This window comes from Microcoleus sp. D2_18a_B4, from assembly GCF_036702475.1.
GTDB lineage: Bacteria > Cyanobacteriota > Cyanobacteriia > Cyanobacteriales > Microcoleaceae > Microcoleus.
This window is the reverse complement of record NZ_JAUBTL010000091.1, coordinates 1-22,281: the sequence shown is the minus strand read 5'-3', so window position 1 is coordinate 22,281 and position 22,281 is coordinate 1. Positions and strand designations below refer to the sequence as shown.

Here is a 22,281-nt window from a genome sequence, read left to right as displayed (position 1 = left end):
GGAGTGGGAGTCGGAGTTACTACCGGAGTTGGAGTGATACTCGGAGTGGGAGTCGGAGTTACTACCGGAGTTGGAGTGACACTCGGAGTGGGAGTCGGAGTTACTACCGGAGTTGGAGTGATACTCGGAGTGGGAGTCGGAGTTACTACCGGAGTTGGAGTGACACTCGGAGTGGGAGTCGGAGTTACTACCGGAGTTGGAGTGATACTCGGAGTGGGAGTCGGAGTTACTACCGGAGTTGGAGTGACACTCGGAGTGGGAGTCGGAGTTACTACCGGAGTTGGAGTGATACTCGGAGTGGGAGTCGGAGTTACTACCGGAGTTGGAGTGACACTCGGAGTGGGAGTCGGAGTTACTACCGGAGTTGGAGTGATACTCGGAGTGGGAGTCGGAGTTACTACCGGAGTTGGAGTTTCACTCGGAGTGGGAGTCGGAGTTACTACCGGAGTTGGAGTTGGTGTTGGTGGCGGGTCGATCGCGTCGTCAGTCGAAAACACAATATTACCAACACTACTAGAACGGGGAAACGACTGCGATGTAATGGTAGATTGTCCCGTTGTAATTGCACCCGCCGTACCGTTGCTAGCAGCATTCCCCACCACAAACGGTTGAACCGGCGTCCCTCCATCTCCCCCACCGTGCACAATTGTAATTTTGCCACCACCGGCCCCGCCAGCAGTAGAAATGCTAGCAAATCCCGTCGGCGACAGTGGGGTGGAAAAAGTACCCGTAGCGCGGAAAAAATTGCCTGTTATTGCTGTGACATCGCCACCGGTGCCGCCAGTACCGCCTTGGGCATTGATAAACTCTACTTGAATATCGCCGATCGGATCTAAGAACACATTGCCGGCATTTCCGACTATAGCGCTAGAGTTAATTTGTCCGGTGGTAATTGAAGTTATCGCCTTAACAGTTATGTTGCCGCCACTGTCTCCCGATGTATTCAAATTGCCTGCGGTGAAATTGTTACCGCTTGTAAATAGAATTTCTCCGCCATTAGCAGTAATATTTTTAACGGTTATATCGCCCTTGGCAGTAATATCGACTTTGGCGGCGGTGACATCTCCCGATAAGTTGACTTTTTCCGTGTTTAGTGCTGTCAATTGTTGCGCGTTAATTGTCGAGTTTCCTGTCACATTGCCAGCATTTTCGATGGCAAGATTTCCTAACTTGCTGGTGGCCCCCACCGCACCGTTGAAAGTGATGCTGCCGCTACCGGAGGCTAGAGTTAAGTTGCGGGCATTAATGCTGTCACTGTCGATCGCACCTCCAAAGACAATATTTCCCCCTGCGGTACTCAATATCGCATCTTTCGTCAACCCGAGAACACCGTTAATATTGATATTGCCCTTATTAGTAGTAACATTGCCACCCAACTTAGTGCTGGCAGCAGCAATATTAAAACCAGAATTGCTGGCAATATTACCGTTAGTGAATTCCGCCTGCGTTGCGGTAACATTCAAAACAGAAAGTGGTGCTGTTCCTCCGATATTTCCTTGCACCAACACATTGCCTGTAGCGGCATCTAAGTTCAACAAATGATTACCGTGTATCGCACCAGTTATCTTAATATCTCCGCCGCCGGTTCTGAGATTAATATCGTTGCCGAGTGTTACAGTGCCGTTGAGAGCGATCGGATTTTTATTGGTATTGATGCCATAATTCAAATTAATTGTGGCAGCGTTGAGAGCAATGCTGCTGTTGTCATTGCCGGTAATAGTGCCATCAAGTGCGATCGCACCAGTTCCCGTTTGAATATTTACTGGATCTAAAAATGTAAGATTAGAGGAAATACTAACATTTGCACTGCTATCCGATCGCCCGATCGCGATCGAGCTAAATCCATTTTGAATCAAATTAATTTCCGATGCAGTCAAATCTAAAGCGCTAGTATTGTTATCAGTTCCGCCAACAACAATATTTTGTCCTGCTGTTGCGGGTTGCAGCGTTAGCGCGCCCGTACCAGAAACATTCCCCGAAAAATCAATTTCACCTCCCGTTAAATTCAGCGGGTTACTACCTGCGGATAAAGTAGAACCAAAAGCAATTGTTGCATCCCCCAGTGTAAAAGCTACAGGAGCTTTTAATGTCACCGGATCGCTAAAACTAATGTTATCATTAGTTGTGGTGATATTTCCGCTAACCGCAATAGTTCCACCGCCATTTTGAATAAATGCACCGTCTAAGTTCAGGTTTTTCTCTATATTGAGATTCACCTTATTGGTAATTGTGAGCGTGCCGTCATTGGTGGTTGTTACAGTTCCTTTGAGATTAACATTATCAGCAGAAATACCGAGATTGCCAGCCACGTCAACTGTATTATTGAAAGTAATGTCGCTGCCTGCGAGAATCGGATTATTGGCAACAGTCACAGCATCTGCATAAGTTTGACTGCCAGTTGTAGTGACATTCCCGCCTAAAGATATCTTGCTGTTTGCAGTTAAACTTGTGAGAGGAGTTGTTTCGCCGATCGCACTTGTGAAGGTAACATTACCGCTAACCGCATTCGCCGTCAAATCGCTGCTGCCGTTAACAGTATCGTTGAAAGTAATTTCGCTGCCTGAAAGAATCGGATTATTGGCAATTGTCACTGCATCTCCATAAGTTTGACTGCCAGTTGTAGTGACATCGCCCTTAAGTTCGGTTGTACCGCCAGCATTGGTGGTGAAACTGGTAGCCTTGACAGCATTAAATGTAGTTGAACCAGCACTGTTGACGGTGAGATTTCCTATTCCTAATGCTGTCGCATCGCCGATCAAACCTTTAACCTCAATTTTTCCAGTACCTGTTTCTAAAGTGAGATTGCCAGTGCCATCAATGTTATTGTTAAACAGAATATTGCCACCTGCTGAAGTGCCATTGCTGACTAAGACGCTATCTCCAACTAAGGTATTGCCGTTAATTGTGATATCTTGAGATTCGGTGGTAATATTGCCACTTAAGTTATTAGTTGTAGCGTTGAGAGTAATTGAAGCATTATCAGTTCCCGAAATCGAGCTATCGGGATTGACAAAAATAGTGCCTTGAGTATTGAAAGTCACAGGATCTTTAAAAGATATCTGCAAGTCCTCTACAGTGATATTGCCTGTGGTAGTATTAGTTCCCAAAACAATTCCACTAAATCCATTAGCCAATGCCGATAAAAATGGCGTTCCTAAATCGATCGCCTGTGGATCATCGTCAACAGGTTCAGCCTGGAAGCGGATTCCGAAAGTTGGCAAAGGCTGAATTGACAAAGTACCTTTACTCTTCACGGAATCTGGGCCTCCCAAAAAGCCAATCTCATTGCCGCTAATGGTAATATTTCCAGTACCGGGCAATCCATTAGCGTCAATGCGTTGTATCCCAACTTGCTTGGGAGTTGCGATCGTGATATCTCCGGCGGCACCGGAAGTAGAACTAGAGTTAACTAATCCTGAAACTGCAAGAACGTCGCCTGTTTTGCCCGTGAGGGTGATGTTCCCGCCATTACCAGCAGTGGAACTGGAGTTAAGATTACCAACAGTAATATTGTTGGCACTGAGTGTAATAGGGCCTCCATTTCCGGTACTGGATTGTGTATCAATTGCCCCTAGACTCGTATCAATATTGCCATTTTTGCTGGTAAGGGCGATCGCCCGTCCGGGATTTCTCATACTACCAACGGTAATATTGCCTGTAGTTTCAATCGAAAAATCGATCGGACTCTTAACATCGAAAGAATTGATTGTTGTCAGGGAACGTAAAGGTTCTGGATCTCCAATGGGCCCGTTGACATTAATAACGCCTTTTCCCGTAGTCAAAACTAGGTTGCCATCACCGTCAACCTTTCCCCCAAAATTAATGTCGCCTGCATCCATTAACCCAGTATCGAGAATGACATTAGAACCCGTACCGAGAGAAACATTGCCAGCAAAGTCAATCTTCTGTTCGTTGGTGAGAATATTTTTGTTTAAGTTAGTCGTTGGAGCATTAAAAGTAATTGAAGCGTCCTTTTCGCCTGTAATGTTTCCATCGACTGCAATTGTCCCAGCTTGCATTTTGATGGGGAAATTAAAAGTAACACCAGCGGGGTCAATTGCGATCGCCCCCGTCCCATCCCCAATCACCATTTGGGGAAACCCTTTTAACGTGTCGAGTTCCGTCTGGATTAGATTCAAAGGAGGAACGTCAGGTGTGTTCTGAGTACCGCCTATCAGAATACCTAAACTCGGTGTCAGCGGCTGTAAAGTAATAGTGCCCTTGCCATTGACTTGAGTAGGCCCTAACAGTTGAATTTCATCGCCAGTCAAAGTGACATTGCCACCTAAAATCGCATCAATCACACCGCCTTTGAGGTTAATGGGAATGGCATTGTTGTTGGCACTTCCCGTGAGACTAATATTACCCGTTCCCGTAGCTTGCACCGTTACCAGTGGGGCAGCGGGGAATGTAATGCCGTCGTTGCTAGTTGATGTCCCTACACCAGTACCAATTAAAGCAATATCTCCATTCTCGGATTTTAGCGTGCCTGAGTTAAGCCAGATCCCGGAATTGCCTATCCCTGCACTACCCGTCCCCGTCAACGTCACCTTTCCCAACCCTACGCTTTGGATTGTAGCGCCACTATCTACATATATACCCTCGTTCACAGTCCCAGTCCCACCACCTGTACCAGTCAGGCTGATATTTCCAGAAGACGCTCTCACACCGCCGGACCCAACTGATATCCCTTGATTGCTATCATTCCCATTATTACTACCAACACCGCTCAGAGTCACATTCCCGGTGCCTGTGGATTCCACCACCGAGCCGAACCCCATCGCAATGCCCCTGTTGTTGTCCACGCTCCCCTTACCTGTTCCAGTCAGGGTGATATCTCCATTTTGGGATTTTACCGTGCTGAGATTATTAATACTTATCCCTTCATTGATATTCGTCCCATTTCCCCCCATACCCGTGATGGTGACAGTCCCGTTCGCCTTTGACTCCACTGTAGAGCCGTCTATTCTAACGCCAGTGTTGTTGGTTAAAGTCCCAGCACCCTTACCAATCAGGTTTATATTTCCTCCAGCCCGTACTGTACTGCTGTCAATAGATATCCCTCGATTATTAAATGTCCCGTTCCCGCCAGTACCGTTGAAAGTAATACTTCCTGTTCCGATCGATTCCACTGTGCTGGTAGTATTAATGTTAATCCCGTTGTTGCCGCTTCCAGTTACGCTACCAGTTCCAGTCCCAGTCAGGCTGATACTTCCATTGGCTGAAATCACCTGAGACGTGCCTGTAATAACAATACCTTCATTAACGGGGGCGAATATACTGCCGCCAGTACCCTTGAGAGTAATATTTCCGCTGCCAGCAGTTTGTAATATACTACCACCCGAAATAGAAATACCGACATTCTTTACCCCTGTGAAAGCTTTTCCTCCAATACCATTTAGGTCAATTTTTCCACCTCCGGCATTAATTGTGCTGTTTTGGACATTGATTCCGTGCGCGACCCCAAAAGTCCCCTGACCATTACCCAGGAAATTACCACCATTAGTATCGATCGTCGAACCTACGATACTGACAGCACCACCGTTTAGATTATCACTATCAGCATTCAGAGTAATATTCCCTCCCTGAGTGGTGATACTGGTATTATTAATATTAATATTATTATTAGCGTTCAGAGTTAGGGAATTACTATTCGTCCAAGATACCGGAGCGTTGACGGTAATATCACCTTGATTCGGAGAAGCCGACGCAGTGGAAATAGTCACATCTGCAAAACCTAGCTGTGTTTGCAGCGTCCCATTATTAATTGTAGAAGTACCCGCCGAGGGCGCAAATACTCGCTCTTCTGAGCCTGAGAAAGTACCGCCTGCATCCCCACCTGTGCTAATAGTAATATCAGTAGGATCTAACAATAAGGTGCCAGCTATGCCAAAGGTCGATCGCAAATCAACTAATCCTTGAAAATCCAGCGATTGCTTTCCCGACACTTCCACAAAGCCACCATTCCCAGAAAACAAGCCACCTCTGGCCGTAATATTGCCATTAAAGCGAGTAGTTTCATCAGCCCAAACTATGACTCGCCCCCCATTCCCATTACTAACAGCATCAGCATTAATCGTCGAGTTGCTGCTAACAAAAGTCCGCAAAGCATTGGGCACAGTCCCCAAACCCTGATAATCTCCGCCAATCAGTACATTACCGCCACCGTTAATCCCAGAAGCATCGATATTGCCCGCAATAACTCCTACTTTGTCGCCTAAAATATTTACAGTACCGCCAGTGTTGCCAGAGACATCGAGACTGCCGGATGCGATCGCAGTTCCCGCAGTTACAGGCACTGCAACATTCCCCGTCAACACAACTTCCCCATTGGGATTTACAGTCAAACCCGTCGCCTGTGCCACACCTTGTCCCGTCAGCAACTCCGGCAAAGATAACACTGGCTGCGTCCAATTGTTTGGCAGCGAACTTTGATTGGCTGTCGGCTGAATATCCAAGCTCAATAAATTTCCAGCTTGACTAATTCGCACCAAATTGTTACCCGGTACAGCGCTGATGAGAATATTGCCGCTAGGCGCAGTTACTTGACCCGTATTGACAACCGTACCGCCAATCAAACTTAAACTTTGACCTGATGCCACCGTCAAATTGCCGGCATTAACAATGCTTCCCCCTTGCAAATTTGTAAACGCAAAACTATTCGGTGTCCCAATTAAAGTTGCCCAATTGTTATTGCCGATCGCACTAAACCACTGATTGTTCCCAAAACCAATCCCTGTCGCCGTAGTAGCATTAAAAGATCCAGGCACGTTCAGACTGGCATTCGGCCCGAAAATCATGCCGGCAGGATTCATTAAGAATAAATTGGAATTGCCGCCCGTAACTTGAATTAAGCCATTTATTAAAGAAGGATTACCCCCAGTAATCCTTCCCAAAATATTTTGAATATTCGGATTTGTCAGAAAGTTAGCCGTTTGACCTTCGCTGAGGCCAAACTGAGTAAAACTGTGAAAAAGATTAGCCCCGTCTCCGCTGAAAGACCCCCCGGAAATGTCGTAGCGGTTGCCGTTGGGAGTAACAACTGTGTTAGTGCCGTCTGGTGCGGGGGCGATAGGTTGCGCGTTTGCCGAACCCGCCGCTGCACTCAGCCAGCTAACAATGAATAACCATCCGAGCAAATGTAGTTTGTTGGCTGTCATTGTGTTTAAAGATGGTGCTTAAAGTGCGATCGTATTTATTTGTCCTATTTTTACTACTAAAAATTTCTCATGTCAATAGGAGCAGCCTATTTTTATTTTCCTAATAATTAGGATGGGACAAGGAAAGGTATGTTTTTAATTAGTATGATTTACGTAAAAACAGTTTTTTTACTAGGAATCAGGCGCGGGAAATGAAACTTGGTTTCTTTTTTTGACCGAAAACATCCAGGATACAAGCCCCCGGATTCATTCCGAAAGCAGACTCAGGACCCAGAAATAAAAAACCTGTATCCGATAAACTCACATCTTGCACCATTCTCGCTTAACAGGCTTTTCTGCCTGTTCCACAAAGAGTGAATTTTGTTGTGGAACAGGCCGAAAAGCCTGTTCATAAAAAGCTTATTGAGAATGGTGCAACATCTCAGATAAAGGAACCCCCGAATTTCTCCGTGGGATCAAGGCTTCAATTCTAAAATCTAAAATCTAAAATCTAAAATCTAAAATCGATTGACTTTCACTGCTTCCCTGACCCAATTACCTTAAAAAACTAGGTTAAAGCGTCCGGGACTGTGGGGGAAAATATGGCACAGAACGCGAGAGTTAGGGGTTTAAAAAACTCGGAATATTAGTCAAAATTACGTAAGTATCGATCGCCTGTTATACAGCTTGCTTAGAGTGGAAAAAAACTAGCTCAAATCCCTACTCGCGGTCGTTCCCGCTTCTTTCTGCATAGGCCCAGCAGTTGGCAGCCCGCTTTCAGGAACAACTGACTGAACAGCAGACTTTCTCTCAAAAACTTTATATTTTATGGATGAACTTTACCAAAACTTCATAAAGCTCTCGTAAAAATTTTATGTATTTTTGATGAAAGCCAATATTTGCAAGTCTTGCACTCCACTTTAGACAGGTACTAAAACGAAGTAAATGTAGTAGGTTGGAAGTCTGGGCAGGATGAAAATCTTGCTGTTACAGATTAAAATGTGTCAATCTGGTGTCAGTGAAAACTCTTAGAAGAAGGACTCATTTACTCCAAAACACCCTTAAGTGAGATATGTATGTAGATTCACTGGTGTGGAGCCTCTTCTTTAGGTTTGACGATCGTCCTAAATATCGCACGCTCGCGATCGTCTATTCGCGTCACGGCAACATGGCATTTAGGGCATTTTCCGCCTTACTACCTAACACTACAGGAGGAATCAGGGTTATGACTACCTTAACGCTAGTCAAAAAAACATCTTTTACAGTCGTCAGCTTGGCAACCACAATGTTGCTGAGCATCTGCACGCCCGTCCGAGCTTTCATGTTTGGCACGGACCGCATCCAGTTCGATCGAGATACCAATATAAACTTTACCTTCGACCAATCTCACGGCGGTTACCAGTCGAGCTTGTGGGTAGCCCAAGCTGACTCAGGAAACACTGGCTACAGCAACATCGCCAGACTGTTTTACGAGACCAAACCCTCAGATAACGGCAGCGCCGCTGAGTGGCAGGGAAGCTTCGGCAACGCAGTCACCTCGGAAAACGGCTCCATCACCCAAACCTTCACATTTTTGCAGGATCAAATTTATGCCCTGCTGCTGTGGAGCGACAGCGGCACCGGTCAACCACTCGAGCAGTACGTCTCGTCGAGCACCTTCATGAATAGCCCCGAATGGTGGGCCGCAGGCACCCACTTCCGGAGAGATGAGTGTCTGGTGGCGGGTTGTCAGCAAGCCGTGTTTGGCAACTTTTTGCTCGACCCCAGCTCCAATGCCTCATTTACCAACATCAACGGCGGTAATGGCCCAGGGCAATATTCATCCGTCACAATGGCCCAACTGGCTCAGGGCACAAAAATCTCCTTCGACGATGCCGGAGGAAACGACCAAGACTTCCAAGACTTCACCGTGTCGGCTCAGTTAGCCCCCGAAGCAGTCCCCGAACCAGTCACAGTATTCGGGACTGTCCTGGGGATCGGGGCAATGGCTGCAGCTCGCAGGAAAAAAAAGCGAGGGCAGTAACCATAAAAATGAATCTTAACCAGACCCATACAAATCTAAATAGTGCGTCTGTTCAGTGGTAATCTGAGGAATAGCATTTCTAAATGTTAAGACTTTTTCCATAACGGGAAAAATAGCATCCTAACAAAGGCACTATTCATGGTATCCACCGCAGAAAAAACGAACGTAGGCTACATCACCCAAATCATTGGGCCGGTTGTAGACGTAAAATTCCCAGGCGGCAAACTGCCCCAAATCTATAACGCTCTCACGATTTCCGGCAAAAACGAAGCAGGTCAAGACATTGCCGTTACCTGCGAAGTTCAACAACTGCTCGGAGACAGCCAAGTGCGTGCAGTTTCCATGAGTACCACAGACGGCTTGGTGCGCGGCATGGAAGTAGTAGATACCGGGGAATCGATCCAAGTTCCCGTCGGAATCCCAACTCTCGGCCGCATTTTTAACGTCATCGGTCAACCCGTAGACAACCTCGGCCCGGTCAATACTTCCGAAAGTATGCCCATCCACCGCAACCCGCCTGCTTTCACCGAACTGGAAACCAAGCCTTCGGTGTTTGAAACTGGGATCAAGGTGATCGACCTCCTGGCTCCGTACCGTCGCGGCGGCAAAATCGGTTTGTTCGGCGGCGCAGGCGTCGGCAAAACCGTGATTATGATGGAACTCGTGAACAACATCGCCAAGGCTCACGGCGGCGTGTCCGTGTTCGGCGGTGTGGGCGAGCGCACCCGCGAAGGTAATGACCTCTACAAAGAAATGATCGAGTCGGGGGTTATTAACGAAGAAGACCGCAGCAAATCAAAAATTGCTCTGGTTTACGGTCAAATGAACGAGCCGCCTGGTGCTCGGATGCGCGTGGGCCTGTCGGCTCTGGCGATGGCCGAATACTTCCGTGATGTCAGCAAGCAAGACGTGCTGCTGTTCATTGACAATATCTTCCGGTTCGTGCAAGCGGGCTCTGAGGTATCGGCTCTGTTGGGTCGGATGCCTTCGGCTGTGGGATATCAGCCGACTCTCGGTACAGACATGGGCGACTTGCAAGAACGGATTACTTCGACTACCGAAGGTTCGATTACTTCAGTTCAAGCTGTGTACGTGCCTGCGGATGACTTGACTGACCCCGCACCGGCTACGACTTTTGCTCACTTGGACGCTACAACTGTGTTGTCTCGCGGCTTGGCTGCGAAGGGGATTTATCCGGCTGTTGACCCGCTGGATTCTACGTCTACGATGTTGCAAGTTAGCGTTGTCGGCGAAGAGCACTATGGTGTTGCTCGTCAAGTGCAGTCTACTCTGCAACGCTATAAGGAATTGCAAGACATTATTGCAATTTTGGGCTTGGATGAGCTGTCGGAAGATGACCGCTTGACGGTTTCTCGCGCTCGCAAAATTGAACGGTTCTTGTCTCAACCGTTCTTTGTGGCTGAAGTGTTCACCGGTTCCCCCGGCAAGTACGTCAAGTTGGCCGACACCATTAAGGGCTTCCAAATGATTTTGGCTGGCGAACTTGACGAATTACCGGAACAAGCTTTCTATTTGGTGGGCGATATCAACGAGGCGATCGCCAAAGCTGAAAAAATGAAAGCTGACGCCAAGTAATTTTAGTCATGAGTCAGTAGTCAGTAGTCATTAGTCAGTAGTTATTAGTTATTGGTTATTAGTTATTGGTTATTGGTAACAACTGACAACTGATAACTGACAACTGACAACTGACAACTGACAACTGACAACTGACAACTGACAACTGACAACTGACAACCGACAACCGACAATTTATGACATTAACTGTGCGCGTAGTGGCCCCAGACAAAACTGTTTGGGATTCTAATGCTGAAGAAGTAATTCTGCCGAGCACCACAGGCCAACTGGGTATCTTGAGCGGTCACGCTCCCATGTTGACAGCTTTGGATACCGGAGTGATGCGCGTCCGTCCCGGCAAGGAATGGGTGTCTATTGCTCTGATGGGCGGCTTTGCAGAAATCCAAGAAAACAAAGTTACTATTCTTGTCAACGGCGCTGAAAAAGGCGAAACCATTGATAAAGAAGCTGCTCGTACTGCTTACACCGAAGCAGAAGCTCGTTTGCAAAAGGCTACTAGCGGCACTTTGCAAGAGCAAATTCAAGCTAAGCAAGCCATCAAACGCGCGAGAGCTCGTTTCCAAGCTGCCGGCGGCACGATCTAGCTCTAAGGTTAAGGACATAGTGCTTTTGTAGCAGGGACACAACATTGTTCATAGGTGTCAACAACCAGCCTGAAAGCCTGGAGAAATCTCGTTTTTACCTGAGTCCAGATCCCCCTAAATCCCCCTTAAGAAGGGGGACTTTGATCGGAGTCTTGTCCCCCCCTTCTTAAGGGGGGCGCCAGGGAGATCGAACCCTAATAGTCAAACAGCAGACCGGTATTACGTTTGACGTTAAGTAGACACTAATGAACATTGTTTTGTCCCTAATGTTTTGCTAAACTCCGGCCTCGGACAATAGAGATTGCATGGTTTCCCAAGATAACCCCTGCTGAAGATAGCGGGGGTTATTTGGATTGTAGGGGCTCTCCACGCGATCGACACTGACAATTTTTGCTTCCTCCGGCAAAACAGGAACGTCTGGATCGCTCGCGGTCGATCGCGTCAGGGAGCTAGAAAAGCCTTTAAAAATAGCAATTTCATCGAATTCGCCGTCAATTTGGGCCTTGACGATTAAAACTTCGTGCGATCGTTTTACCGTGTATTGTTCCAAGCGGCGAGCAATAGAGTCAGCCATAGCAAATCTCACTTTCCTGAAATCTGCTATAATATAGCTTAATTTTGCGGCTAATTTCATGGACAGCCAGCTTAAATTTTATTTTTAATTCGACCTTTTTTAACAGCCGGAAGTAAGCGGACATAATATAAATCCTGTAAAAAACATCGGGAAGATTTTCCTCCTGCAAACCTGCTTGTCCCATATTTTATGAGCCACAGAAAGACTAGGTTTAAATTATCGTTTTCCAGTCAAATGTTTATTAAACGGCGTTTTCCTTGGGGATAGACGCTGCTATTTATGCTAGCTTTTTGCTTGAGTTGAGTTCTGACAAGTTGCAACTCAGAGCTAATAAATAACTGTTTACGGGGCGGCAATTCTAGTTAGTGACTTTATTTTAGAGCGTTTGGGCGATCGAGAAAAATATATGTGCCGATTTGTCGATCGAGTCACAGTAAAAGGAAAAACATCGGCCGTGTCGGTGTTTAAAATTAATGATGCCGCCACCGAACAAAGCATTGAAATAAAACCAGACATTTCTATTATTTTAAAGGCTTCTGGATCGGTATTTCGAGCAAAGTTTTACTAATTTGCCAAAGATATTCAAGAAGATTAGCGGAAGAAATACTCAAGATAAGTTAGCAGCAATTTACTCTCAGCGCTCTCGGAAGAATCGAATGTATGGATGGCCACCAGGATAGTCGGGGATAGAAGCTTTGGATGAAAAGTAGTAAAAGTAACATTAAGCTGACGGCAAAAATTTTTCTGTATTTATCCGGTTTTTGTACCTGGCCTCAGTCATAATACATTTAAGGCGAAGCATTCGACCCCAAAATTCGGATTTTTCCTGAAAGATACGCCGTTGAGTGCGCTGCTTTTGACTTCAAACTCGCATATACTGCGGAAAGCTATGCGAGAATTAAACTCAGTTTCTATGAAAAATCTCAGGTGGGACAGCGATTCAGGAAGAAACCAAAAATTGGGCTTTTCTGGCGTAAGTTTTGTTTAAGTACAAAATGGTTTAGAATACTGACCAGCGGTAAATCTTCGCTCCGAGTATTAACTGTGTCTTTAAAGCTAAATTAATGTTATGTCCACTCTTTCTATCAAGCGCTTGGTGGCCAAACTTTCCGGAAAAGCCACGCTCCAAACTGTACTCATAGTTCCGTTTGTCTTGCAAGTATTTGCAGCGGTGGGTATTGTGGGATATTTATCATTTAGGAACTCTCAAAGAGCAGTGAATGACCTTGCGGCTCAATTGATGGGGGAGGTGAGTAATCGCATCGAGCAAAATTTGAGAACTTATCTGCAAACTCCGCACCAAATCAATCAAAGCAAGCTGGATGCGGTGAAACTGGGTTTTGTGGACATGAAAGACTTGTCAGCTTGGGAAAAGTATCTGTGGCGACAAGTACAATTATATCCTTATATCAATTTTACATCGATCGCTAATTCAGATGGAGAATATCGCACTGGCGAAAAGATGTCTAACGGCACTTTATTGATTAACGCATCGGGCCCGTCTACAAATTTTGATTTTTATTCTTACAATACTAATGATACGGGCGATCGCACTACAGTAGCCGCCTCCGTTAAAAACTTCGATATCCGGCAGCACCCTTCCTACACCTATGCGGCTCTAGAAGCCAAACCAACTTGGAGTTCCGTTTATATATCCTTCCTAGAACCCACCTTGCTCCTCAGCGCGCTGCAACCAGTTTACAACAGCCAGAAACAGCTAGAAGGAGTATTAATTGCTGCTTTGCGTCTCGACAGTATCGGTCAATTTTTAAACAGCCTCAAAATAGGCAAATCCGGTCAAACTTTTATTATCGAAAGAAACGGCACGCTGCTGGCAACTTCCACACCCGAAAAACCTTTCCGCAGCCAAAACGGTAAAAAAGAACTGTTTAAAGTTACAGAAAGCAGCGATGCAGTAACGCAAACTACAGCTAAATATTTAGAAAGTCACTTTCAGAACTTGCACCAAATTACAAAAGCGCAGCAAATAAATGTTGAGATAAACGGCCAGAAAAAATTTTTAAAAGTCCTGCCCTTCCAAGACGACAAGGGTTTAGATTTGCTGATTGTCGTTGTCGTTCCAGAAGCCGACTTTATGGAACAAATTCATGCGGGAAACCGAACTACAGTGTTGCTATGTCTGGCAGCTTTGGGCATGGCAACTGTGTTAGGAATTCTCACTTCTCGCTGGATTATCCAACCTATTTTAAAATTAAAAAATGCAGCAATAGCTTTATCGGAAGGACAATTTGACCAAACTGTAAAGCTCGATCGCTCCGACGAGTTGGGCGTACTTGCCGCTGCTTTTAACAGCATGGCAGCACAACTGCAAGCATCTTTTACTGCCTTAGAAACTAAAAATACCGAATTGCAGCGACTGGACAAACTAAAAGACGAATTTTTAGCCAATACTTCCCACGAACTCCGCACTCCCCTCAACGGCATTATTGGGATTGCAGAATCTTTAATAGACGGTGCTACCGGACAACTGCCAGACTCAACAAATTTTAACTTAGCTTTAATTACATCATCGGGCAAAAGATTGTCTTCTTTAATTAACGATATTCTGGACTTTTCTCAGCTCAAACACAAAACGATAGAACTGCAAATTAAGTCCGTCGGTATTCGAGAAATAGTCTCTGTAATTCTCACTCTGTCTCAGCCATTAGTAGGCAAAAAAAACTTGCAGTTGATTAACTCAGTAGCTCCTGAATTGCCGCCAATAGCAGCCGACGAGAATCGCTTGCAGCAAATACTTTACAACTTAATCGGCAATGCGATTAAATTTACCGAAAGCGGCCGAGTAGAAATTTCTGCAGAATTGGTAACTGGCAAGGCACAATCACCCCTTAATCCCCAATTAGCTATTAGTGTATCTGACACCGGTATTGGCATCCCCGAAGATAAATTAGAGCGAATTTTTGAATCCTTTGAACAAGCTGACGGTTCCACTGCTAGAGAATATGGCGGCACGGGTTTAGGATTAACTGTTGCCAAGCAATTAGTGGAATTGCACGGAGGTAAAATTTCGGTATCTTCAACTGTAGGCGTTGGTTCCCAATTCACCTTTACTTTGCCCGTCTCTGAGAATCAACCGGAATTTAGCAGCATACAGCCGCGTTTAACCGAGACCTCTCCCATTTTTATCACTCCTGAACTAGCCCGCCAATCATCTATAATAAATTCTCAGGTATCAGACAATAGCGACTTTCTAGAAAGTGAAAAATTAAAAATTTTGGTAGTTGATGATGAGCCGATTAATATTCATGTCATCATCAACAGTCTTTCTGTAGCAAACTACGAGATTACTCAAGCGAGCAACGGCTTAGAAGCTTTAAATCTGATTGAATCAGGATTTAAGCCAGACTTAATTTTACTCGATGTAATGATGCCGCAGATGACGGGTTATGAAGTGTGTCGAGAAGTCCGCAAAAAATACTCGCCTTTAGAAATGCCGATTCTGATGCTGACGGCCAAAAATCTAACTACCGACTTGGTAGAAGCTTTTAACTTAGAAGCAAATGATTATGTAACTAAACCTTTTATCAAAAAAGAATTGTTGGCTAGAATTAACACGCAAATTCGCCTAGCCAAACTGAATGCAGCCTACGGCAGGTTTGTGCCACACGATTTTCTCAACTTGCTGGAAAAGCCGAGTATTATTGAAGTAAAATTAGGTGAACATCAGGAAAGAGATATGACAGTGCTGTTTGCTGATATTCGCTCGTTTACGGCGCTTTCGGAAAAGATGACACCGGATGAAAATTTTGCATTTATTAATACTTACTTGGGAAGGGTTAGCCCTGTAATCAGGAAAAATAACGGGTTTATTGACAAATACATTGGGGATGCAGTCATGGCACTGTTTCCTACCTCTCCTGAAGATGGGGTGCGAGCAGCAATTGATATGCAAAAAGAAGTAAATCTGTATAACCAGCAGCGAGAAAAAAATGGCTTGTTTCCGATCGCGATCGGCGTCGGTTTGCACGCGGGCAATTTGATGTTGGGTACAATTGGCGAGCGAGAACGGATGGAAAGTACGGTGATTGCTGATGCGGTGAATCTCGCGTCTCGTTTGGAAGGATTGACTAAGGTTTACGGCGCAGGCATTCTAGTTAGCGGTGCAATTATCGCTCGCCTCGACGATCCAGAAAGATATAAGTACAGATTTGTCGATCGAGTAACGGTGAAAGGAAAGACAAATGCTGTGTCGGTGTTTGAAATTTACGATACAGAAACAGAGCAGAGCATTGTACTCAAGCAGCAAACTGCGGAGGTTTTTCAAGAAGCTCTCAATTTTTACTACGAGCAAAAATTTGTTGCCGCCCAAAAAGTATTTCAGAATATTTTACAAATCAATCCTGACGATCGGGTAGCAATGCTGTATTTCAAACGCTCTCGCAAGTATCGAATGTACGGAGCCCCGGAGGGGTGGTGTGGGGTGGAAACTTCGACGGAGAAATAGGGCGCACACTGCACGCCCTACTCTGTTTAAAATATGGTTGTACAAACTTTAAAATATAGTTGTACAAACGCCCAATTTATTCCAAGTTTTAGGGCCGACAATGCCATCAGCAACGAGTTGTTGTTGCTTTTGAAAATTGATTACTGCTTGTTGGGTTTTCGGGCCGAATCCTCCATCAGTAGTTACGGAAAATCCGCTGGCGTTCAAGAGTCGCTGAAGGTAGCGAACGTCCTCATTTTGGGTGACGCCATCGTTGCGTTTGAGTAGGGGAAAATAACGGCAGGAAGGTAATTCAGTGCGAATTGCGTTTGTGGTTTGCATAGTTTGAGTCTCCATTGGTTGTTTGCAAGTTGTTTGAAAGCAGAGAAGTGCGGAAATGATGTTAATAGTCCTGGATGCACTTTTGACGGGCAGAAACGGGGTTTCGGCTTCGCTCAACCACCAGGTTGTTTAGCATTTCTGGGGGCTGAAACGAAGTATTGTTGTGAAAAAACCCAGTTTCTTGCTAGCCGTGCGCCTAGGATTAGTTAACTTGGATTTAACATCCGGGTTCATCTGTATAACAAGCGCCTAATAGACTCCAAGTTTGAGGGCCGACAATGCCATCAACAGCAATCTTATTTTCCTTTTGAAATTTGATGACTGCTTGTTCGGTTTTTGGGCCGAAGAATCCATCAGTTGCGACGGGATATCCGTTTTTAACTAAGGATTGTTGGAGATAGCGCACGTTTTGATTGGCAGTGGTACTATTATTTCGTTTCACTGTGGGCAGTGAAGAGCAAAGAGGCAATTGAGCGTAAATTGAATTTGTGGTTTGCATGGTTTGATTGGGGATTAGTGGTTTGCAAGTCGTTTGAACTTGCTATTCCCCAGTTGTAGCTGTGGGGGGAAGTGCTTTAACAGTCGCTTTTTATAGTGACGCTGATCTGGGGTAGCTCAGATGAGTGACAGCCAGCTATCAAATCCGTTTTGTACAGAGTAATTGCCAAAGGCAAACAGCAGCGAATTTCCATTTTTTATCAACTTTTAGCATCTTTGCCACCAGCCCCACACCATACCTGTAGGGCTGTTGCTGCCGCCGGGATGGATAGGCAGATTGACGTAGGGAAAGCGAGGCAATCAATCCTGTCACGGTTTCATCGCTATATTCTTATATAAGCTGAGTAATGGTCTTTTCTATAGAGGAGGCAAAAATACTGTATTTAAAGCTAGTTAACCATGTGAGCGAAAAGGGCGATCGGGAAAATGGGTCTGGGGTTGCGACTTTAACTTAGAATTGACACTCCCTGCGCTGAAGCGACAGGGATTCTTAAGACCATAATTTCTGTCTTAAAGGCCCTGACAATTGACCTCTACCGATTCCGCTTAGATCGAGTCCAAGCATCACCGCTACTTTTCTACCAATGTTGGCACAACCATTACAATCTGCATTGATCAACCAACCTTGAGCTGTTCGATACAAACCACGCTTAATCCGTTTGCCAGATGGAAGCCACCCTTCGGGTTTTTCGCCGAATCTAGGTAGCAAATCATTATCAACGAATGAAGCCTTTGAGGAATACGACTCTTCAGTTTCAACAAATCTTAAGCCGTACTGCTCACACAATTGAGCTATTCTATCTTTCAGTCTGCCAGTAGGAATCTGCACAAAGTTTTGATTAGTTTTGCTGCCCATGTTGGCAGATTTTTTTTGTCCTTTGTTCCAGCCAAATACAACCGTTCCTATTTGATTGTTCAAACAATGATTAATCACCTTTCTGGCTGCTTTATTGACGGCATCTCGCATCTGACGATTTCGTCTCTCGGTTATGCTGGCAAGTCTTTTAGACCAAAACCCGTTAGCTTTCCCCTTCATCAAAAATGCAACTTGCTTGTTGTTACCTTGATTCAGAGACTTTATGTGCCTGCCATCTACGATAAAACTTGTAGCAACATTGCTCACACAAGTTAGCCAGTTATCGATGCCGTGGTCAATCATCAAGCACCTGGCAAGGTCTACGTCTGATTGGATCTCAGTAGTTTTGTAGATAAACTCTAGGTAGAAACAGCCGTTTCGAGGAAGAATGCGATATTCCCGAATCTCATGGAAATCAAGATTAGAGGGAATGGGGAAGTAAAACGCATCTAAACCAAACCACGCTTTAACCTTGGTGCCTAGGGGAAATCTCAACATTCCATTTTTGAGCTTTACCGACCTGCCTGTAAACGTCACTACAGCCATTCCGCCTTGACGATACTTTGGTAGCTTAGGGCGGTCTGTAATTACCCCATTCTTAAACGCCTTCATTAGTCCCAAAAAGGACTTAAAAGCCTCTGCTACACCTGTCAATATTTGTTGAGCAGTATCAGAGTAGAACGCTTGATAGTGTCGGTTCCGATTTTCAGTTCCCAAAACCTTGTGTAACTGAGCGCGGTTTGGTATATTTCCAGTTTTGAAATATAATTGGCGGGCGTAATAAGTCCCACAATTAGAAAGCTTTACAGACTCAGAACACAGATATTCGAGAATTGCCTTAATCTCTGAATCGGCTCGAATTAAGTTTTGTTGACAGCCCAACATGAGTTATCCTCCTTATTGTAATATGATACGGCAAAACACCGGATAAAATCATGAAGAAACGTTGAGATTTTCGGATTCAAGAATCGGAATTTAAGATCCTTGAAGACCACTGCAAAGCTGGAGGCAGGACTAAAACCGACGTACTCAGGGAGCTAATCAGGAGCCTCAAATTCAAAGAAAAGCCGTTCTAGAAGGACGGGGCTTCAGACCCAGTTTCTTTGTGATATCGTAGTATCGGTAGATAGTAGATTTCCGGCTGTCAAACAACTTGAGAATTGAATCAATAACAATTTCTGTAACTATCGGGTTAAAGTCGGAAATAAAGTCGTCGGCGTTTAGATTTTCTCGAAAAAATTCCTTAGCTCGATCGCACTGATAGCGCATTTCGTCAAAACCAACAATTTTCACCACAAACGTTGTCAGTGGCGAGTTCTCCAAATCGGTTTTAGAAGTGCTTTTAGCCCGCCCATTTTCTAATAACTTCAATACTTCCGCTTCTAAACCACTTTTAGGTTGGTAAGGTTTCTCTATTTCGGGAAAAAAGCTTTCTAGGCGCACGCAGTTAGCAGCTTGATCTGGAAATCCTCCCATCATCATCGCCAGAGAAACATCTATCCCCAAACCTGAAGAAAGAGCTTCTAGTAGGGCTAGGGCAGCCAGTTTGCACCCCAAATAAAGCTTCGCAATTTCGAGATTGTACTTAGCAGTAGTTTCCCAGCGCTGATAGGTGCGATCGTCTGGATATCCCTCAAACTGTCGGAAAATTATTTCTGGCTTGAGATAATTCAGAAAACCTTCCATCTTCACCAAAGCAACTCGGTAGTCGCGAACCGTGTAAAAACCCCAGCAGATGAGATTGTGATTGGTTTCCGGCAGTAAATTCCAGGTATTTGCCAAAAAATGGGCTGAACTATGGTGAGCAAAACTCATCACATCCCGGTTAGAGATTCGCACAGCTTTTTTGACCGTTTCCCGTATTTCCTCGTCCGTTAAACTGAGGTTAAACAGGCTATTTATTGCTTGCAAGCGCTCATAAAGGCGCTGGCTTACCGTTACTCCCGAATCGGCGACGCGAAAAGGAATGGTTGCTTCAATGCAGCCTGCAATTTGAAGCAATTGCTCGCGTTTTAGAAATGGTTCTAGAGCTTTTGCTGCTACCACAGCGCTGAGAAATTCGTTTTGTCCAGCCAAAGGATTGAGGACTTCGCCCGGTACAAAATTGAATACCAGCATTACCATCTCGAAGGTAGCATCCGCTGGCAGTTCAGATTTATCCCGAATTTGTAGGTGTTGGTTAACCTCTTTTGCAACAGGAGTGATGTAGTAGCTGACGTTAAAGTTAATGCTGCGATCGACTTGCAGGTAGACGGTATCGTGAAATAAAGCTGCCAAAACCTCGATCGCGTCTTCATCTCCCCCCACATCAAAAATATGTTCGGGAGTGTGAAAAAACCGCCAGGGCCCCATCATCGGCTGAACAATCAGTTCGGCAATCCGAGCGAGTTCACTTGGTTCGACTTTTGCTTCCAGGCGATCGATCGCCCAAATCAGCCTGTCTAAGCACTGTAAGTAGGCTTGTTTGCTATCCATCACAGTCTTTCCCAATAACATTGCTGTCAGTCGATTTTAGATTTTAGATTTTAGATTTTAGATTTACTCCACAGATGAATCTGGAAGCTTGAACCTTAGTCTAAAATTTTTATATCTCCACGACAGGAGTGGGGCCTTGTATCCGTTTTTGGGCGGGTCACGTCAGCCACCCTGGTGTTAGTTTGATTCTTTCGTAGATGCGCCCCGGCTGTTTTTCTTTGGGATTTATGAGCTTTTTGTGGAATATTTTAGCTGCAATTTAGGAGGAAAATACTAACTTCAACTAAACTTAATTTCCGGTAGCTGACCTCCCCTGTTTTCCTAGCCGAATTAGCACAAAATATGACAAGTAAAGTACATAAATTGCTAAACCTATCATACCCAACAATCCCAAAAATTGAGGGTTTGCCGTAGGGTGAAACATTTGTTTGTACAGCCAAGGTGGATCTAACCAAACGCGGCAAAAAGGTTCATCAATTATCTGAATTTGAGATTTAAAAGCACAGCTTAAGAAGGGAAGTTGAGCTAGAGCGCCCAAACCGCTGTAAACAGTAATCGCCCACCGCCAAGCTGTAAAAGCCAGTTTCAGGGGCGACTGCGGTCGATCGGCAATTTCTTCGTTTAAATCCTCCCAAAACCAGAGACTAGCAGGAATTAAGGCCCTCCCAATCACCGACGACACAAAGCTCACAGGCAGCGCAGCCATCATCAGGTAAAGTGTAATTGCCAGCAAACTCGCCACCCGCCAATAAATAATTGACAAACGGACGATCGCCTCAGCTTTTGCCACAACAGCCCAAATCAGCACTACCAGCGGGATCGAAATTGTTAATAACACAGACAAGCGGTAATCCATCCACACTAGCGGTTGAAACCAAGGCCCGGTGGCTGCCAATAAAAGACTCAACATCTTTGGGAAAATATACTCACTTATTTGTCACAAATTTTACTACAAAAATGCTAAAAAATCAGCAACCAGAACACGGTCTTAATGTTTTAGTTACTGCTACCTTTTCTAAGGTACTTGGCGCGCTTTGAAGGGTACTTGAGAGACGATAGACGGCAATACGCTTGAGTTAAAACTGTTTATTCTTCAGATATCTCCTTCCCATCCTCGCCCCCCTTGGGGGACGCAAGAGCAAATTCTTGTCCCCCAATGGGGGCGAGGGGGAAGCTGGCGGATTTGAACCGTATTGGGATAGAGGGCAAATCTCGCCATTACCTAAAGGCTCAACCCCTCAAATAAAATTCTCCCGCGCCAAAAGTTAGATTTCGGCGCGGGAGGGAAGGCATAGAGCTAAATGGCTCGTTTATTCCTCGTAGATGCGGCACTCAGCAGCGTCAGGATTGTCGTCGCAAAATTTTTCAAAGGAATTCTTAGGTTTGACTTGCTTTTGGTGGGAAGCTTCTGCTTGCAGTTCTTCAACTGCGTCCCACGCCGCCGCGCATTCCCCGGAAGTAGCGCCCTTGGCGTCACAGACGGTACGAGCGCTTTCTAGTTCTTCTTCAATTTTTTCTTGGATGTTGCCTGCGGGTGTTGTTGTCATAAAAATTGTTGGTAGGAAAGTGTAGGAGAATATGGTTGTCCCCGACCTATTTCTAGGTAATGTTAGCACGCGCCTTTGTTTAGTGAGCTTGTTCGGCTAACGGCACGTCCTTAACCCAAATAAAGATGTTGCCGGGTAAGGTTCGAGCGTCACCGCTCTCCCCTCCCCTAAGAACCGGACGTGAGGCTTTCGCACTCATCCGG

13 protein-coding genes are annotated in these 22,281 nt (G+C 45.3%); 5 read left to right on the top strand and 8 right to left on the bottom strand.

The window, feature by feature from the left end; all coding sequences use genetic code 11:
* A partial coding sequence (locus QUB04_RS30620; protein WP_333290411.1) for a two-partner secretion domain-containing protein occupies positions 1-7,160 on the bottom strand: 7,160 nt, incomplete at its 3' end.
* 1,204 nt (positions 7,161-8,364) lie between these two features.
* Here QUB04_RS30620 and QUB04_RS30615 point away from each other — a divergent pair.
* The 3 genes from QUB04_RS30615 (at position 8,365) to atpC (ending at position 11,342) form a co-directional block, all read left to right on the top strand.
* Complete coding sequence (locus QUB04_RS30615) at positions 8,365-9,162, top strand: PEP-CTERM sorting domain-containing protein (RefSeq protein WP_333290409.1); 798 nt, start codon at positions 8,365-8,367, stop codon at positions 9,160-9,162.
* Between the two features lie 138 nt (positions 9,163-9,300).
* On the top strand, positions 9,301-10,758 hold the full coding sequence (gene atpD, locus QUB04_RS30610; protein ID WP_333240747.1) for a F0F1 ATP synthase subunit beta: 1,458 nt from the start codon (positions 9,301-9,303) through the stop codon (positions 10,756-10,758).
* A 176-nt stretch (positions 10,759-10,934) separates the two neighbouring features.
* Positions 10,935-11,342, top strand: a complete 408-nt coding sequence (gene atpC, locus QUB04_RS30605) for an ATP synthase F1 subunit epsilon (RefSeq protein ID WP_333100443.1) — start codon at positions 10,935-10,937, stop codon at positions 11,340-11,342.
* A 274-nt stretch (positions 11,343-11,616) separates the two neighbouring features.
* Here atpC and QUB04_RS30600 read toward each other — a convergent pair whose 3' ends face one another.
* A complete protein-coding gene (locus tag QUB04_RS30600; RefSeq protein ID WP_333290407.1) occupies positions 11,617-11,916 on the bottom strand; it encodes a DUF7734 family protein in 300 nt (99 codons plus the stop codon).
* A 406-nt stretch (positions 11,917-12,322) separates the two neighbouring features.
* On the opposite strand from QUB04_RS30600, the gene QUB04_RS30595 reads away from it, so the two are divergent.
* Both QUB04_RS30595 and QUB04_RS30590 read left to right on the top strand, forming a co-directional pair.
* A complete protein-coding gene (locus QUB04_RS30595; RefSeq protein WP_333290405.1) occupies positions 12,323-12,484 on the top strand; it encodes a hypothetical protein in 162 nt (53 codons plus the stop codon).
* A 501-nt stretch (positions 12,485-12,985) separates the two neighbouring features.
* Positions 12,986-16,381: an ATP-binding protein gene (locus QUB04_RS30590; protein ID WP_333290403.1), complete on the top strand. Its 3,396-nt coding sequence runs from the start codon at positions 12,986-12,988 to the stop codon at positions 16,379-16,381.
* A 48-nt stretch (positions 16,382-16,429) separates the two neighbouring features.
* Here the strand turns inward: QUB04_RS30590 and QUB04_RS30585 are convergent, their stop codons facing one another.
* The 6 genes from QUB04_RS30585 to QUB04_RS30560 all read right to left on the bottom strand — a co-directional run bounded on the left by QUB04_RS30585 (position 16,430) and on the right by QUB04_RS30560 (position 22,078).
* Positions 16,430-16,702, bottom strand: a complete 273-nt coding sequence (locus QUB04_RS30585) for a peptidoglycan-binding domain-containing protein (RefSeq protein WP_333290401.1) — start codon at positions 16,700-16,702, stop codon at positions 16,430-16,432.
* A 217-nt stretch (positions 16,703-16,919) separates the two neighbouring features.
* Complete coding sequence (locus QUB04_RS30580; RefSeq protein ID WP_333290399.1) at positions 16,920-17,201, bottom strand: peptidoglycan-binding domain-containing protein; 282 nt, start codon at positions 17,199-17,201, stop codon at positions 16,920-16,922.
* Between the two features lie 489 nt (positions 17,202-17,690).
* Positions 17,691-18,941 carry a transposase gene (locus QUB04_RS30575; protein ID WP_333290397.1) on the bottom strand — a complete coding sequence of 417 codons (1,251 nt, stop codon included), beginning with the start codon at positions 18,939-18,941 and terminating at the stop codon, positions 17,691-17,693.
* Positions 18,942-19,112: 171 nt separating this feature from the next.
* A complete protein-coding gene (locus QUB04_RS30570; RefSeq protein ID WP_333290395.1) occupies positions 19,113-20,531 on the bottom strand; it encodes a hypothetical protein in 1,419 nt (472 codons plus the stop codon).
* 289 nt (positions 20,532-20,820) lie between these two features.
* Positions 20,821-21,441: a DUF3177 family protein gene (locus QUB04_RS30565; RefSeq protein ID WP_333290393.1), complete on the bottom strand. Its 621-nt coding sequence runs from the start codon at positions 21,439-21,441 to the stop codon at positions 20,821-20,823.
* A 400-nt stretch (positions 21,442-21,841) separates the two neighbouring features.
* Positions 21,842-22,078 (bottom strand): Calvin cycle protein CP12, encoded by a 237-nt coding sequence (locus QUB04_RS30560; RefSeq protein ID WP_333167036.1) that lies wholly within the window; start codon positions 22,076-22,078, stop codon positions 21,842-21,844.
* Between the last annotated feature and the right edge of the window lie 203 nt (positions 22,079-22,281).

Bases quoted from the DNA above. Each gene is read 5' to 3' on its own strand.
- QUB04_RS30615 (WP_333290409.1), top strand. From the start codon at position 8,365: ATGACTACCTTAACGCTAGTCAAAAAAACATCTTTTACAGTCGTCAGC.
- atpD (WP_333240747.1), top strand. From the start codon at position 9,301: ATGGTATCCACCGCAGAAAAAACGAACGTAGGCTACATCACCCAAATC.
- atpC (WP_333100443.1), top strand. From the start codon at position 10,935: ATGACATTAACTGTGCGCGTAGTGGCCCCAGACAAAACTGTTTGGGAT.
- QUB04_RS30600 (WP_333290407.1), bottom strand. From the start codon at position 11,916: ATGGCTGACTCTATTGCTCGCCGCTTGGAACAATACACGGTAAAACGA.
- QUB04_RS30595 (WP_333290405.1), top strand. From the start codon at position 12,323: ATGTGCCGATTTGTCGATCGAGTCACAGTAAAAGGAAAAACATCGGCC.
- QUB04_RS30590 (WP_333290403.1), top strand. From the start codon at position 12,986: ATGTCCACTCTTTCTATCAAGCGCTTGGTGGCCAAACTTTCCGGAAAA.
- QUB04_RS30585 (WP_333290401.1), bottom strand. From the start codon at position 16,702: ATGCAAACCACAAACGCAATTCGCACTGAATTACCTTCCTGCCGTTAT.
- QUB04_RS30580 (WP_333290399.1), bottom strand. From the start codon at position 17,201: ATGCAAACCACAAATTCAATTTACGCTCAATTGCCTCTTTGCTCTTCA.
- QUB04_RS30575 (WP_333290397.1), bottom strand. From the start codon at position 18,941: ATGTTGGGCTGTCAACAAAACTTAATTCGAGCCGATTCAGAGATTAAG.
- QUB04_RS30570 (WP_333290395.1), bottom strand. From the start codon at position 20,531: ATGGATAGCAAACAAGCCTACTTACAGTGCTTAGACAGGCTGATTTGG.
- QUB04_RS30565 (WP_333290393.1), bottom strand. From the start codon at position 21,441: ATGTTGAGTCTTTTATTGGCAGCCACCGGGCCTTGGTTTCAACCGCTA.
- QUB04_RS30560 (WP_333167036.1), bottom strand. From the start codon at position 22,078: ATGACAACAACACCCGCAGGCAACATCCAAGAAAAAATTGAAGAAGAA.